The organism is Arthrobacter sp. FW306-2-2C-D06B (assembly GCF_021789175.1).
Taxonomy (GTDB): domain Bacteria; phylum Actinomycetota; class Actinomycetes; order Actinomycetales; family Micrococcaceae; genus Arthrobacter.
This window is the reverse complement of record NZ_CP084560.1, coordinates 1,616,704-1,631,143: the sequence shown is the minus strand read 5'-3', so window position 1 is coordinate 1,631,143 and position 14,440 is coordinate 1,616,704. Positions and strand designations below refer to the sequence as shown.

The window sequence follows — 14,440 nt, the reverse complement described above, 5'->3', positions numbered from 1 at the left end:
CCGCCGTCTTCCCGATGGCGGCGGAATCAGCAGGATCCAGGGACTGGATGTGAACAGCCAGCCCCTGGATCCCCGGGTTGATACTCGTCAGCGCTGGACTGCCCCGAATCGCTCTGCGGCGACGGCGACGGCGGCCTCGCGTGCCTCCGATGCCTCGTCGGCGGTCAGAGTGCGGTCCGTGGCACGGAATCGCAACCCGAACGCGAGCGACTTCTTGCCGGCTTCGATTCCCTGGCCCGCGTAGACATCGAACAAGGCGACGTCTTCGAGGAGTTCCCCGGCGCCTTCCCGGAGTGCAGCCAGTACGGCGTCCGCCGGAACGTCCTGCGGCACCACGAGGGCAACGTCCTGCGTGGCCACCGGGAAACCGGAGATGTGCTTGGCAACAATGACGTCCGGAGCGGCGTCGAACAGTGCATCCGCGTTGAGCTCGAGCGCCACGGAGCGTGCCGGCATGTCATGTGCGGCGAGCAGCTTGGGGTGCAATTCGCCGGCGTAGCCCACGACGTCGCCGGAGCGGAGTGCCAACTGGGCGGCACGGCCAGGGTGGAACGCCTGGTGGCTGCCTTGGCTTACCACGAGCTCCACTCCGAGGACATCGCCGACGAGGCGGGCAACATCCAGGGCGTCGGCCCAGTCCCAGGCACGCGGAGTGTGGGCCGCGGCTGCCGGGGAATCATGGCCCGTCAAAACAGCGGCGATGTGCAGCGGCTGGTCCGGGACGCCGTCGTACAGTCCGTCAAGGACCTCGTCGGAAGGCTTGACGCCCAGCGGCGGGATGGACGCCGTGCCCAGCTGGCCGTCGGGAAGGAACACCGAGCCTGCCTCGAAGAGCGCGAGGTCCCGGAACCCGCGGGAGTGGTTGCGGCGGGCTACCTCGATCAGGCCGGGAAGCACGGAGGTACGCAGGTAACCGTGTTCCTCGCTGATCGGGTTGGCCAGTTTGAGGGCGGTGCGCGCCGCGCCTTCCTCCGCGACTCCGAAGGTGTCATTGGCCGACTTGGAGACGAACGGATAGGAGAGGACCTCGGTGAGCCCTGCGTCGGCCAGCGCCTGGACCACGCGGCGTTTCTGCTGCTGGGTCCGGGTCAGGCCGCGGCCCGGAGGGGCGACGGGAAGGGTGGCCGGGATGTTCTCGTAGCCAACCAGCCTTGCGATTTCCTCGGAGAGGTCTTCCTTGGTTTCCAGGTCATTGCGCCAGCTCGGTGCCGTGACCACATAGGAGCCGCCCACCTCGTCCTTCAGGACGATGGCGCCGAGGTCCTTAAGGGAACCCGTGATCTGCTCTTCAGTGAAGTCGATGCCGATCCTGGAGGCGGCGTAACCGGCCGGCAGTTCGATGGTCACGGCGTCCGGTGCTGTCCCGACGTCGGTGCCGGCTTCGTCTGCCGTTCCACCGGCCAGTTCAACCAGGAGGTCAACGACGCGTTGGGCAGCAACGTTGGCAACCTGCCAATCCACTCCGCGTTCGAAGCGCTTGGACGCCTCTGACGGCAGCTTGTGCCTGCGGCGGGACCGCCCGATCGAGACCTCGTCGAAGTGCGCAGCCTCGACCAGGATGTTGGTGGTCGAGTCCGAAACTTCGGTGTTGGCTCCGCCCATGACGCCGGCGATGCCGATCGCGCCGGAGTCGTCGGTAATCAGGAGGTCTTCGACGTCGAGCGCACGCACTTTGTCGTCGAGGGTGGTGATCTTCTCCCCCGCGACCGCGCGGCGGACCACGATATCGCCCGAGAGCTTGTCGAGGTCGTAGCAGTGGTTCGGCTGCCCGAGTTCGAGCATCACGTAGTTGGAAACGTCAACGGGCAGCGAAATGGAGCGGACGCCGGCCAGGCGCAGCCGGGAGACCATCCATGGCGGGGTGGGGCGGGTGGCGTCCACGCCGCGGACGGTGCGGGCCACGAAGCGGTCACAACCGGGCTTGCCGTAGATGGGAGCGTCGTCGTTGAGCTTGACGCCGTAGCCGCCCTGCAGGGAAGCCGGAGCGTTGACCTTGGCGGCGGGGTCCGTGAAGACGGTTCCGGTGGCATGGGCATATTCGCGGGCGACGCCACGGATCGAGAACGCATAGCCGCGGTCCGGAGTGACGTTGATTTCCGCGGCTTCGTCGTAGAGGCCAAGGAGGGACATGGCGTCGGTGCCGATTTCGGGATCCAGGCCAATGCGGGAAAGCACCAGGATGCCGTCGTGGTCCTCGCCGATGCCGAGTTCGCGGACGGAGGCGATCATGCCTGCGGACAGGTGCCCGTAGGTCTTGCGCGCGGAAATGTGGAAGTCACCCGGGAGCACGGCGCCCGGGAGGGTCACCACAACCTTGTCTCCCTCGACGAAGTTGTGGGCACCGCAAATGATGCCCTGCACGCCGGAGGGGTCGATGCCCTTGCCGGTCAGGGTCTGCTCCTGGCCTTCAGGGACCACGCGGACCTGGCACCAGTTGATGGTCTTGCCGTTGCTCTGCGGTTCCTTGACGAGGCTCAGGACCTGGCCCACCACGATGGGACCCTTGAGTTCGTCCGTGGGGCGGTGGACCGCTTCTTCTTCAAAGCCGACCTTGACGAGTTCCGCCATGACGTCTTCGGCCGTTGCGTCGGCCGGAACCTGCGCGAATTCACGCAGCCATGAAAGTGGGATACGCACTGTTAGATCTCCATCCCGAAGTGCTCGCTGAAACGTACATCGCCTTCGATCATGTCGCGCATGTCGCCGACCTCGTTGCGGAACATGAGCGTGCGCTCGATGCCCATGCCGAAGGCAAATCCTGAATACTCGTCCGGGTCGATGCCGGCAGCTCGCAGGACGTTGGGATTGACCATGCCGCAGCCGCCCCATTCGATCCAGCGAGGGCCGCCCTTGGCACCGGGGTGCCAAATGTCCAGCTCCGCGGACGGCTCGGTGAACGGGAAGTAGTTGGGACGCAGCCGGATTTGCGCCTCGTCACCGAACATCTGCCGGGCGAAGTGCTCCAAGGTGCCGCGCAGGTCGGCCATGCTCAGCTTCTTGTCGATGGCAAGGCCCTCGAACTGGTGGAACACGGGCGTGTGGGTGGCATCGAGTTCATCGGTGCGGAAAACCTTGCCCGGGCACAGCACATAGATGGGCACTTCGCGCTCCAGCATGGAACGGACCTGCACCGGGGAAGTGTGCGTGCGCATGAGCAAGTGAGCCTCGGGAGGCTCCACGAAGAAGGTGTCCTGCATTTCGCGGGCGGGGTGGTCGGGCTTGAAGTTGAGGGCGTCGAAGTTGAACCACTCGGACTCGACCTCGGGTCCTTCGGCGATTTCCCAACCCATGCCGACGAAGATGTCAGCCACGCGGTCCTGCAGCGTGGACAGCGGGTGGCGGGCGCCGGCACGGCGCCGCCGCGGCCCTGCCGTGACGTCGACGGTTTCCTCGACAAGGATGCGGGCGTCGTTTTCGGCTTCGAGCACGGCGGTCCGAGCTGCGAGCGCCTGGTTGACCCGCCCACGGGAGGAACCCATGAGCTTGCCTGCGGCGGCCTTCTGCTCCTTGGGCAGGCCACCGATTTCACGGTTGGCGAGGCTCAAGGGCGACTTCTCGCCGGTGTGCGCCAAGCGGACGGCTTTGAGTTCTTCGAGGGAGGATGCAGCGGCAATCGCGGCGACGGCTTCCTCAACGGCAGCGGTGATGGCGGCTTCATCCAGAGGGTTCGGGATGGCAGCGCCCGGCAAAGTGTCAGTCATCTACTGTTCTTAGCTACGAGTCGGAAATGGTCTTCACCAGGCGGGGCCATGGCAAAAGCAGGAGCGATGCTCGCTGGACACGTCCGGCGGGCACTAACACCCAGTCTAGTAGAAGGGTTCGGCGGGGCTTTAACCCGTGACACCCTCCGGACGGCGTTCGCGAGCGCCCGGGGCTAGCATGGCCTCATGACACCGGCCCGCACCATCACTGTCACCGGAGAAGGAACCGCCGAAGCCGTTCCCGACCTGCTCACGTTCACGCTCGCCGTTGAGGTCAGGCGCGACGCGGCCGAAGCTGCCTATGGCGACGCCGGCGCGATCGCCTCGGCCGTGACGGAGGCCTTGCGCGGGCGCGGTGTGGCCGGCCTTGACCTGCGGACCAGCGGCCTCAATCTGCGCGCCGAACTCGTCTGGGCCGAAAACCAGGGGCAAAAAGTCAGCGGCTATGTTGCATCAACCACGCTCGTTGCCCGGGTCGGGCCGCCGTCGGCGGCCCCCGAGGCCATCTCCGCCGCGGTGGCCGCGGGCGGTGACAGCCTTCGCATCAACGGGATCGAACAAGGCTTCATGGATGCCTCGGCCGTTGCGGCGCGGGCACAAGAGGCTGCATGGCGGGAAGCCGAAGCGAAGGCTGCCCGGTTTGCCGCACTTGCCGGCGGCCGGCTGGGGCAGGTGCTATCCATCGATCAGCGGCCGGAGCATGGATCGCCGGTGCCCATGATGGCCGGTATGCAGCGCGCCTCGGCGAGCGAAGGCGTGCCCATCGAAGCGGGCTCAGTGGCGGTTTCCGCGAGCGTTGTGGTGCAGTGGGAGCTGGATTCGCCCACGCGAGGCTAGTGAACGGCGCCCGCGGACAGTTTCGCGTCCACCGGATTCCCAAGCGCGGCGCGAACGACGACGGCGATCCCCCGGCCCATGTCCGGCGTAGCCATGCCGGGCGCGGCGCTGCCCGGCCGTAGTTGCGCTGCGTCATAGGGGACGTGAATGAAGCCGCCCCGGGGGCGCGGCGCAACAGCCCCGGCGAGCTCGTGCATGAGGGCATAGAACACGTGGTTGCAGACGTACGTCCCGGCGGTCTGCGAGACTTCGGCGCGGATTCCAGCGATCTGAAGTGCTCGCAGCGCGGACTTCAACGGCAGCGTGCTGAAGTACGCCGCGGGCCCTTCCGGCACCACCGGCTCGTCGATGGGCCTGTTTCCGGCGTTGTCCGGGATTCTGGCGTCGTCGCAGTTGATGGCCACACGCTCCAAGGAGAGCCGGTCCCGGCCTCCGGCGAGCCCGACGCAAATGACCAGCTCCGGGCCTACCCGCGCCACGGCCTCGCGCAATGCCGCAGCGGATTCGCCGAAAACACACGGCAGCTCGAGCGCATCCACCTCATGCCCTTCGGCGCGCAAAATTTCCTGCGCTTCGAGGACGGCAGCCCACGAGGGGTTGTTGGAATCGCCGCCAAAAGGCTCGAAACCTGTCAGCAGAATCATGAACCCACCCTAGCAACAGCCTGCCCGGCTTCCACGTGCCGGTTGAGAACATTCGGCAGGCCTTGACAAGCGTTCGAACATATATTCGAATGGAGTCCATGAGATGGGACGCACAAGCACTTTCGCCACAACGTGGTCCGGCACCCGGAGACAACAGCAACAGCCTTCTGTCCGGAGCCGCCCCGGCAACGGACGCACTGCTGCCGCTGGCCGGGCTTGTGCGTTCCGTCTCAACCCCCGAATTCTCCGGAGTCACCTTCCACGAGGTCACCGCCAAATCGGTGCTCAACAAGGTGGCGTCCGGTTCCCAGATGCCTTTTGAATGGACGGTCAACCCCTACCGCGGATGCAGCCACGCCTGTGTCTACTGCTTTGCGCGCAAGAGCCACACCTATCTGGAGTTCGACGCCGGACACGATTTTGATTCCCAGGTGATAGTGAAGATCAACGCGGCAGAGGTCCTGCGCAGGGAATTGTCCAAACCGTCGTGGGGCCACCATCATGTGGCCCTTGGCACCAATACGGATCCCTACCAGCGGGCAGAAGGCCGCTACCAGCTGATGCCGGGGATCATCCGGGCCCTGGCCGATTCCGGTACCCCGTTCTCCATCCTCACCAAGGGAACCCTCCTGGGCCGCGACATCCCGCTCCTCAAGCACGCCTCCAGCCAAGTGCCCGTGGACCTGGGCATCTCGCTGGCTATGACCGACGAAGCCCTGGCCTCGGCGGTGGAACCGGGCACACCCGCACCGCGCGCCAGGCTCAAACTCATCCGCCGGCTGCGCGAGGCCGGGCTGCGGTGTGGCGTCATGGCCATGCCTATCCTGCCGTGGCTGACGGACAGCGATGACGCTCTGGAGTCGCTCTTTACGGCCCTGTCCGACGCCGGCGCCACTGGCGTGACGGCCGGGGCGTTGTACCTGAAGCCGGGCACGCGGGAATGGTTCATGCAATGGCTGGCGGCGCACCACCCCGGCCTCGTCGGCAAGTATCGGCATCTCTACGGTCAAGGCTCGTACGCTTCGAAGGAATACAGGACCTGGCTCAGCGGCCGCATCAACTACTTCAAGGCCTGTCACGGTTTCTCCGCCAGCAGCGGTTTCAGCCACAGGAACGCCACGGCGGGCAAGGAAAGCTCGGCTTCCCTCCCACCGACTTCCGTTCCAACAACTGGTCAATCCACTCTTTTCTAGCCAAGCAGCCCGGAGGCCACCCGCTCCAGCAGTGCCCGGACAATCGGCAGGTCAGCAGGAATCCACGGCAAGGTGGACGCCTCGTCTCCATTGCCAAGCGGAACCCACCGGAGTTCATCGTGGTCCTGGAGCGGACGCGGTTCGCCGTCAAGCAGTTCGGCGAACCATACCCTCATGACGGCGCGCTCGTTCAGGGGCCACGCGGCTCCGGCGTCCGGCTCAACCTCGGCCCCGAGCCGGACGGTGATCCCGAGTTCCTCGAGCAGTTCGCGGTGCAGCGCGTCTTCGAAGGACTCCCCTACCTCCAGCTTGCCGCCCGGGAACTCCCACATTCCGGCGAATTGCGGCGGGGCGCTACGCCTCGCAACGAGCAGCCTTTTCGGATTTTCAAGGGAATCGACGACGGCGGCGCCCGCCACGCTTATCAGTCCAGTCACCGCAACAGTCTATTGGCCGTCGGGTCATCGCCCTTGCCTATGGAAGTTGTCACATTCAGGGGCATTCGCCGGAGACTCGCACTAAGCTTGAAAGTCGGCTTTATTCCCTTCGAGTGACATCCCGCTCGCCCCCAAGAAACAGGACGATGACCACTACCGCTGTCAGCAAGACCTCCCAAAAGTCCGGAAGCCGTCACGTGTCGCTGGCGATCTTCGCCCTTGCCATGGGTGGATTCGCCATCGGAACCACGGAGTTCACGATGATGGGCTTGCTCAAGGAGATCGAGCAGGGACTCAACATCAGCACTCCCGAGGCCGGGAACCTGATTTCCGCCTACGCCTTGGGTGTCGTAGTGGGTGCGCCGATCTTCGCGGCGCTGGGCGCCCGGCTCCCCCGCAAGCAACTTGCCTTGGGACTCATGCTGTTCCTCTCCATAGCGAACCTGACGTCCTTCATTGCACCGGACTACGGAACCATGTTGATCACGAGGTTTGCCTCGGGACTGCCGCATGGCGCCTTCTTCGGGATCGCCGCGGTCATCGCAGCGAGCCTGGTTGCTCCCACCAAGCGCGGTTGGGCGATTTCGATGGTCATGGGCGGACTGACCATCGCGAACGTCATCGGTGTTCCTGCGGCTACTTGGCTCGGCCAGACGTTCGGGTGGCGCCTGCTCTTCGTGGTGGTGGGCGTCATCGGCCTGGCCACCAGCGTGTTGTTGTGGAAGTTTGTCCCCTTTGAGCCTGCCCACCCCGAGGCAAGCATCCGGCGGGAACTTGGCGCCCTCAAGCGCATTCAGGTGTGGCTGGCGTTGCTGATCGGAATCATCGGTTTTGGCGGCTTCTTCGCCACGTACACGTATATCTCCCACACCATGACTTCGGTGGCAGGGATTCCGCAGGCGCTGATACCCGTGGTAGTTGCCCTCTACGGACTCGGCATGGTGGCAGGCAATATCCTGGGCGGCCGTATCGCCGACAAGTCGGTCATGGGAACCATCTACCGGGTCCTTCCCCTCATCGCCTTGGCGCTGGTGGCCTACGCCTTCGCGGCCCACTGGGCGTGGTCCGCATTCATCATGGTCTTCATCGTCGGCGGTATCGGCTCCATGCTTATCCCCCCGCTGCAGACGCGCCTCCTCGACGCATCGCCGGACGCCCCGTCCTTGGCCTCTTCACTCAACCACTCGGCCCTCAACATCGCCAACGCCCTTGGCGCGTTCCTCGGCGGCGTGGTCATCGCTTGGGGCTGGGGATACGTTGCCCCTGCCCTCGTCGGGGCTGTCCTGGCAATCCTGGGGCTCGGCGTCGCGGGAATCAGCGGCTGGTTGGAACGCAAGCGGCCACTGGCGGCATAGTGCTGCCCCGCAAGCTTGGCTACGCGACGAAAGCGCATCATCCTCTGCATGCTCGCTCCTTCGTCGCTTAGACGCATGCTGCCTGACAACGCGCTCCCGCCGCTTTACTGCCCCGGGGCTGCTTGGACCTGGACCCGCTCGACGTCGGGCTCCAGGTAGATGACCCGGGCGATCGGTACTGCAGTGCGGATCCTGAGTTCGGCGGCGTCGATCGCTTTGGCAATGGCCTGACCGGTATCTGCCGCGCCGATGCTGATCTTCGCCGCGACAAGCAGCTCTTCCGGGCCCAGGTGCATGGTCTTGAGGTGGATGATGCGCGTGCCGTCGGACTCAATGGCTTCCGTGATGCGGGCGTTGTCCTCTTTGGTGGCTGATTCGCCCAGCAGCAAGGACTTGGTTTCCACCGCGAGCACCACGGCGATTCCCACAAGAAGCAACCCGATCATCCCTGTGCCCGCCGCGTCCCACAAGCCGTTGCCCGTGATGAGGGTCAGGCTCACGCCGAACAGCGCGAATACGAGGCCCAGGAGGGCTCCGAAATCCTCCAGGAGAATCACGGGAAGTTCCGGTTGTTTGGCGTTGCGGATGAACTTGATCCAGCTCTGTTTTCCGCGCTGGGGATTGGATTCGTGGATGGCGGTGCGGAACGAGAAGGATTCCGCCACAATGGCCCCGAGCAGCACGGCCAGCGGCACCCACCAGAAACCGCCTTCGATGGCGTGGGGGTGCTGGAATTTCTCCCAGGATTCGTAGAGCGCGAAGAGGCCTCCAACACTGAACAGCACAATCGAGACGATGAAGGCGTAGATGTAGCGCTCACGGCCATATCCAAAGGGGTGTTCGGGACTTGCGGCCCGTTGCGCCCGCTTCCCGCCAAGCAGCAGGAGCAACTGGTTGCCGGAGTCGGCGACGGAGTGGATTGCCTCCGCCAACATCGACGACGACATCGTCAGCACGAATGCGACGAACTTGAGCACAGCAATCGCCAGGTTGGCACTCAATGCCGCCACGATTGCCTTGGTACCGCCATTTGCAGCCACGAAAGCTCCACCTCTTCTTCGGTTCAGGGGATGTGAGTGAATCGGCAGTAACGGACCGCGGGGTCGCGTCCTGCAAGCAATACCGTACCGGTTGAGAAACTGTCAGGAGTGCTGGGAGCGCGCGCTGGCGTAAAGGCATACGGTGGCGGCTGTGCCGAGGTTCAGGCTTTCCGCCGAACCGTAGACGGGCACTGCGACACGATGGTCAGCAAGCGCAAGCTCGGAGTCCGAAAGTCCTTGCGCCTCGTTACCGAACAGCCAGGCCGTCGGGGCTTCGAGCGCGTAGGCGGAGGGCGCTACCGACGCGCCCAGGCGGCGTGCCGCGTTCTCGTCCTGAAGTTTGTCCAGATTGAGGGTTCCGTAACCGTCCGCTGCGAGGATCCCGATGCCGCGCTCCTTGCAGAGGGACGCGAGCTCTTCGACGTCCGCACCCAGGACGACCGGCAGGTGGAAGAGCGAACCGGCCGTGGACCGCACGGCCTTCGGATTGTAAATATCCACGCTGGAGGCCGTCAAAACCACGGCATCCGCACCGGCGGCATCAGCGGCCCGAAGCACCGTCCCGGCATTGCCAGGATCGCGCACTTGGCACATGACAGCGATCAGCCGCGGCCCGGCGTCGAGCACTGATTCAAGGCTGACGTCCACAAAGCTGCAGACGGCCACAATCCCTTGGGGATTGACGGTATCCGCCATGGCGGCCAGGACATCATCGTTCGCAAGCCGCAAGGCAACGCCGTCGGCGAGCTCGGCAAGTTCGGGAAGCCGGTCCAGGCAGCTTTCGCTCGCGAAGACTTCGTGTACGACGCCTGGCTCCCCTGCCGCAGTCCGCTCCCGGTGCAGGAGCAGCGCCTCGCGCACGGCCTGAGGGCCTTCGGCGAGGAACCGGCCACGCTTTAAACGCGCCGGGCGCCCTGCAAGCCTTGCAACATCCCTGACCCGATCGGCTCGGGGGTTGGACATCGGAAGTTCTTGCGGGCGCCCGGTTTCGTTCATATACAGAACTTTAGTGGCAGTTGCCACCGTCCCATGAACTGAGGCTAGGTGCTACTCAGCAGCTTCAGCGGCAGGCTTCTTCGCAGCCTTGGCCTTGGGGGCCTTGGCAGCGGGCTCTTCCTCGGAAACGGAGGCCTTGACTGCCGGAGCAGCCTTGGTAGCCGCAGAAGTCTTGGCGGCAGCCTTCGGAGCGGCTTCGGCCTTGACGGCCGGAGCGGAGGTGTCGGCAGGCAGGGAATCCTTGGCAACCTTGACCAGCGCGGCAAAAGCGTTGGCGTCGGAAACGGCCAGCTCTGCCAGCATGCGGCGGTCAACCTCGACCTCAGCGGCCTTCAGGCCCTGGATCAGACGGTTGTAGGTCAGGCCGTTGGCGCGGGATGCAGCGTTGATGCGCTGGATCCAGAGGCGACGGAAGTCGCCCTTCTTCTTGCGGCGGTCGCCGTAGCTGTACACAAACGAGTGCAGCAGCTGCTCTTTTGCCTTGCGGTACAGGCGAGACCGCTGACCGCGGTAACCCTTGGCCCGTTCAAGGACAACCCGACGCTTCTTGTGGGCGTTTACCGCCCGCTTCACACGTGCCACGTGCGTACTCCTTCAAAATTCTTATCCCAAGCTGCTACTGCCGGAAACCCGGCCGGCCTGAGAAGGCTTTGGTGTAGTCGGCAGCTACCGGATGGCAGCAACCAGAAAACTTGGAACTTAGATGCCGAGCATCCTCTTGATGACCTTGGCATCGCCCTTGAAGACGATCTTGTCGCCGGCAAGGCGACGGGTCAGGGTGGAGGACTTGTGCTCCAGGTAGTGGCGGCGGTTTGCCTGCTGACGCTTCAGCTTGCCGGTACCGGTCAGCTTGAAGCGCTTCTTAGCACCACTGTGGGTCTTCATCTTCGGCATGGGAACCGATCTCCTTACGTGTCCGCAGACTGGGTCTGCAGTTCTTTCGTGCAGCCACCCGATGAGGGGCGGCTGCTGCTTTAGTGCCGGGCAGAGGGGATGCCCCTCCTGCGGCGTGACTAGTTGGTCTTGCGTGCCGCTGGCTTCGGAGCTGCCTTGGGGGCTGCCGGCCGAGCTGCAGGCTTCGGAACCGCGGGCTTCGCCATCGGTTTCGGTACTGGTGTAGCAGCAGGCTTGGGGGCAGCCGGTACGACAGACTTAGGAGCTGCCTGCTCAGGAGCCTTCACTGGTGCCGGAGCCTTTGCTGCTGCCTTCGCCGGCGCCGGTGCGGCAACCGGAGCCGCTTCAACTACGGGAGCTTCTTCGACTACCGGAGCCGCTTCCACCACAGGGGCTTCTTCGACAACCGTTTCCTCAGCCGCCGGAGTCTCTTCGACTTCAGCAGCCTCCGCCTCAACGGATTCCGGCGCGGTTTCCTCAGCCTGAGTCAAGAGTTCCGCCGGGAGCAAGTCGGCGAGTGACTGGGTCAAGGGGGCATCCTCGCCAGAGACGTCAATCCGGCCTGCAGCCTTGGCTTCATTCTGGGCTTTGGCTTCTGCACGCTGCGCCGCGCGGCGGGCCTCGGCCTTGGCCTCAGCCTTGTTCTTCAACGGACCAATCACCATGACCATGTTCCGGCCATCGATGCGCGGGCTGGACTCAATCACGCCAACTTCGGCGACGTCCTCAGCGAAGCGCTGCAACAGGCGGATGCCCATTTCAGGACGCTGCTGCTCACGCCCACGGAACTGGATCATGGCCTTCACCTTGTCACCGGCGCCCAGGAAGCGAAGCGCGTGGCCGCGCTTGGTCTCGTAGTCGTGGGTGTCGATCTTCAGGCGGAAGCGGATTTCCTTGAGAACCGTGTTGGTCTGGTTCTTGCGGGCCTCACGGGCTTTGACAGCGGCTTCGTACTTGTACTTGCCGAAGTCCATCAGCTTGCACACCGGAGGCTTCGCCTGCGGTGCAACTTCAACGAGATCCAGGTCAGCCTCGGCAGCCAGACGCAGGGCGTCCTCAATACGGACGATTCCAACCTGTTCGCCGGCAGGGCCGACCAAACGCACCTCGGGGACGCGGATACGCTCATTGATTCTTGGCTCGCTAATGTCAAAGCTCCTGTTGTTGTGATGAGTATTCCACCGGCAAATAGAGAAGGCCCCCAATTGCTGGCGCAATCGAAGGCCTCGAAGATCGGAGACGGCCCCTCAACGGGGCGTTCGCACCATCCAAAGCTGACCTTGAACGGTGTCCGACCATGTACCCGGCAACTTACATCCCCGAAGGGAAACGGCTGACGCGGGTGGGAGAGAACTCCGCTTGCAAACTGAAAATCAATTCTACAGAAATCGGCAACCAACCGCACATTAACGATGGGTGGCCGAGCGCTGCGTGTGCCATGGGAAATGGCAACTTCCAGTCGGTCTGTGACAAGCTTACCAGCATGAGCACTTCAGACAGCAATTCCCTCGACCACGAGCCGGCCGGCACCGACGCCGGAGTAGGCCAGCAGATCCGCGACATTTCGGAAGTTCCGGCTGTTGAGGTCATCACCACCGGCGCCGTTCACCTCATGAGCGCAGCGGCCGTCAAGGTGGGCTTGGCCGACGACCCCCAAGCCGAGGAGCTCAAGGACCTGGACGAAGCGCGCAAACTGATCACCGCTTTGGCCGGCCTGGTCACCGCCGCAGCACCGGAAATCGGTTCGCAGCACGCGGGCCCCTTGCGCGATGGCCTCCGCTCCCTGCAACTTGCGTTCCGCGAAGCTTCCCTGATCCCGGACGAACCGGGCAAGGGCCCGGGCGAAAAGTTCACCGGCCCGGTCAACTGACACGGACTAACCCGTAGGACCACGACGGCGGGCCGGCCTGTTTGGCCGGCCCGCCGTCGTCGTATCCTGGCGGCTTGGGCGCGACTCAGTTGGCGGGATCCCCGGCGCCGGCCTGGGTGATGGTCATGATCCGGCGTCGACGAAGCTGGAGGAACAGCCCGGCAAGGCACAGCAGCACTCCTGCCGTACCGATGGCGACGAAGCCGGCCCACGGTCCCACGCCGTCGATAAAGAGTCCCGCGACCGGCGAACCGAAAGCCACGCCCGCCGTGAGAGCCGAGCCATACCAGCCCATTGCCTCGCCGCGCCGCTCCTCATCCACGATGTCGGCGACCTTTTCCGACGCCGCGGACAACACCGGTGCGCAGAGCAGACCGGGAAGCAGGGACAACAAGGCAAGGGTCCAGGTGTCCCCGGCGAATCCCATCGGGATGGTCAGGGCCGCCATGCCAAGCAGGAGCAGGATGGGTGAGACGGGCCGGTGCATTGCGCCGTAGATGAGCCCGCCGACTACCGAAGAGGCGCACCAGAAGAAGAAAACAATTCCGATCTCGCTCTCGTGGCCCCCGCGCTGCAGCACCGCGACAATTCCGACGTCGGTGCCGCTCAGGACCATGCCGGATCCTGCGGCGACGGCGAACACGGCGGCTACCGCCGCGGTGAACCACGTAAAGTTCCGGGCCATCTTTCCCCGCAGCCCGGAAGCTTGCGAAACCGTCGGGGCCATCTCCGAAGCGGCTTCCTGGAGATGGGCCGGCGCCGAGGCCACCACCGCGGCTTCGGCCGCATGGAGCTCATCGGCATCCCGGTCGGCCGCCTGGCCGGCATCCAGGACGCCCTCGCTCCGGGTGGGCGGGTTGAACCACAGCAGGAAGAGCCCGGCGGCCGAAGTGCACACGCCCACGATCGTCAGGCCGAGGACCGTGAACCCGCTGGTAGCCACGACTGCGCCCACCGCGGGACCGATCATGAAGACCACTTCGGTGCCGATGGAGTCCAGGGCATAGGCCGAACGCCGTTGCTCGCCATCAACCAGCACACCGAGGGACTGCCGGATGACGCTGAAGATCGGCAGCGTCAACAGTCCCCCGACGAAGACGAGCGGAAGGATCCATTCGTAGCTGACGTGCGGCACCACGGACCAAATCACCAGCTCAGATACAACCGAAGGAACAAGCGCCTTGCGCAGGCCGACAGTGTCCACGCGCCGCCCTCGCCACGGAGCGCCAATCGCGATGCCGATGGTGAATACGGCGGCGGCAGCACCCGCGGCGGCATATCCCTTGCCCAAGGTCAGCACGATGTGCAGGGTGAGCAGAACCCCCGCCGCCGAGTGCGGTATGCGGGCCACCATGCCCACCAGCAGGAGACGCCGCACGGACGTGATGGACAGCATCTCCCGGTAGAGAGAGAAATTCACGAGATACATCCCCTGTTCTGCCGAGGGCAGGACAAGGACGTTCCCCCTGTGCC

Annotated in this window: 14 protein-coding genes; 4 read left to right on the top strand and 10 right to left on the bottom strand. The window is 64.6% G+C overall.

Annotation, left to right across the window (positions count from 1 at the left end):
* Positions 1–87: 87 nt before the first annotated feature.
* Both pheT and pheS read right to left on the bottom strand, forming a co-directional pair.
* Entirely contained in the window at positions 88–2,637 is a 2,550-nt protein-coding gene (pheT, locus tag LFT47_RS07700) for a phenylalanine--tRNA ligase subunit beta (RefSeq protein WP_236816759.1), read from the bottom strand.
* A gap of 2 nt (positions 2,638–2,639) precedes the next feature.
* Positions 2,640–3,701, bottom strand: a complete 1,062-nt coding sequence (gene pheS, locus LFT47_RS07695; RefSeq protein ID WP_236816757.1) for a phenylalanine--tRNA ligase subunit alpha — start codon at positions 3,699–3,701, stop codon at positions 2,640–2,642.
* Between the two features lie 186 nt (positions 3,702–3,887).
* Between pheS and LFT47_RS07690 the strand changes: the two genes are divergently transcribed.
* Complete coding sequence (locus tag LFT47_RS07690; protein WP_236816755.1) at positions 3,888–4,538, top strand: SIMPL domain-containing protein; 651 nt, start codon at positions 3,888–3,890, stop codon at positions 4,536–4,538.
* On the opposite strand, the gene pcp is transcribed toward LFT47_RS07690, so the two are convergent.
* The gene (gene pcp, locus LFT47_RS07685; RefSeq protein ID WP_236816753.1) at positions 4,535–5,182 is read right to left on the bottom strand and encodes a pyroglutamyl-peptidase I; all 648 of its coding nucleotides are present in this window, start codon (positions 5,180–5,182) and stop codon (positions 4,535–4,537) included. The genes LFT47_RS07690 and pcp overlap by 4 nt on opposite strands.
* A gap of 98 nt (positions 5,183–5,280) precedes the next feature.
* Here pcp and LFT47_RS07680 point away from each other — a divergent pair, with 98 nt between their 5' ends.
* Entirely contained in the window at positions 5,281–6,375 is a 1,095-nt protein-coding gene (locus LFT47_RS07680) for an Rv2578c family radical SAM protein (protein WP_236816751.1), read from the top strand.
* Here LFT47_RS07680 and LFT47_RS07675 read toward each other — a convergent pair.
* Positions 6,372–6,812 carry a (deoxy)nucleoside triphosphate pyrophosphohydrolase gene (locus LFT47_RS07675; protein ID WP_236816747.1) on the bottom strand — a complete coding sequence of 147 codons (441 nt, stop codon included), beginning with the start codon at positions 6,810–6,812 and terminating at the stop codon, positions 6,372–6,374. The two genes, LFT47_RS07680 and LFT47_RS07675, sit on opposite strands and share 4 nt — an antisense overlap.
* 146 nt (positions 6,813–6,958) lie before the next feature.
* Here LFT47_RS07675 and LFT47_RS07670 point away from each other — a divergent pair, with 146 nt between their 5' ends.
* Complete coding sequence (locus LFT47_RS07670; RefSeq protein ID WP_236816745.1) at positions 6,959–8,167, top strand: MFS transporter; 1,209 nt, start codon at positions 6,959–6,961, stop codon at positions 8,165–8,167.
* A gap of 104 nt (positions 8,168–8,271) precedes the next feature.
* Here the strand turns inward: LFT47_RS07670 and LFT47_RS07665 are convergent, their stop codons facing one another.
* The 5 genes from LFT47_RS07665 to infC form a co-directional block, all read right to left on the bottom strand.
* Entirely contained in the window at positions 8,272–9,207 is a 936-nt protein-coding gene (locus LFT47_RS07665; RefSeq protein ID WP_236816743.1) for a cation diffusion facilitator family transporter, read from the bottom strand.
* Positions 9,208–9,309: 102 nt separating this feature from the next.
* Positions 9,310–10,203 carry a TrmH family RNA methyltransferase gene (locus LFT47_RS07660; protein ID WP_236816741.1) on the bottom strand — a complete coding sequence of 298 codons (894 nt, stop codon included), beginning with the start codon at positions 10,201–10,203 and terminating at the stop codon, positions 9,310–9,312.
* Between the two features lie 51 nt (positions 10,204–10,254).
* Positions 10,255–10,785, bottom strand: coding sequence for a 50S ribosomal protein L20 (gene rplT, locus LFT47_RS07655; protein WP_234753143.1), 531 nt, complete (start codon positions 10,783–10,785; stop codon positions 10,255–10,257).
* A gap of 117 nt (positions 10,786–10,902) precedes the next feature.
* A complete protein-coding gene (rpmI, locus tag LFT47_RS07650) occupies positions 10,903–11,097 on the bottom strand; it encodes a 50S ribosomal protein L35 (RefSeq protein ID WP_236816733.1) in 195 nt (64 codons plus the stop codon).
* Positions 11,098–11,216: 119 nt separating this feature from the next.
* Positions 11,217–12,203: a translation initiation factor IF-3 gene (infC, locus tag LFT47_RS07645; protein WP_236816731.1), complete on the bottom strand. Its 987-nt coding sequence runs from the start codon at positions 12,201–12,203 to the stop codon at positions 11,217–11,219.
* A gap of 377 nt (positions 12,204–12,580) precedes the next feature.
* Between infC and LFT47_RS07640 the strand changes: the two genes are divergently transcribed.
* Entirely contained in the window at positions 12,581–12,967 is a 387-nt protein-coding gene (locus tag LFT47_RS07640) for a DUF1844 domain-containing protein (RefSeq protein ID WP_236816723.1), read from the top strand.
* 85 nt (positions 12,968–13,052) lie between these two features.
* Here the strand turns inward: LFT47_RS07640 and LFT47_RS07635 are convergent, their stop codons facing one another.
* On the bottom strand, positions 13,053–14,387 hold the full coding sequence (locus tag LFT47_RS07635; protein ID WP_236816721.1) for an MFS transporter: 1,335 nt from the start codon (positions 14,385–14,387) through the stop codon (positions 13,053–13,055).
* Positions 14,388–14,440 lie beyond the last annotated feature (53 nt).

Excerpts from the sequence above, each read along its gene's own strand:
- pheS (WP_236816757.1), bottom strand. The coding sequence starts at position 3,701 with ATGACTGACACTTTGCCGGGCGCTGCCATCCCGAACCCTCTGGATGAA.
- LFT47_RS07690 (WP_236816755.1), top strand. The coding sequence starts at position 3,888 with ATGACACCGGCCCGCACCATCACTGTCACCGGAGAAGGAACCGCCGAA.
- pcp (WP_236816753.1), bottom strand. The coding sequence starts at position 5,182 with ATGATTCTGCTGACAGGTTTCGAGCCTTTTGGCGGCGATTCCAACAAC.
- LFT47_RS07680 (WP_236816751.1), top strand. The coding sequence starts at position 5,281 with ATGAGATGGGACGCACAAGCACTTTCGCCACAACGTGGTCCGGCACCC.
- LFT47_RS07670 (WP_236816745.1), top strand. The coding sequence starts at position 6,959 with ATGACCACTACCGCTGTCAGCAAGACCTCCCAAAAGTCCGGAAGCCGT.
- LFT47_RS07660 (WP_236816741.1), bottom strand. The coding sequence starts at position 10,203 with ATGAACGAAACCGGGCGCCCGCAAGAACTTCCGATGTCCAACCCCCGA.
- rpmI (WP_236816733.1), bottom strand. The coding sequence starts at position 11,097 with ATGCCGAAGATGAAGACCCACAGTGGTGCTAAGAAGCGCTTCAAGCTG.
- LFT47_RS07640 (WP_236816723.1), top strand. The coding sequence starts at position 12,581 with ATGAGCACTTCAGACAGCAATTCCCTCGACCACGAGCCGGCCGGCACC.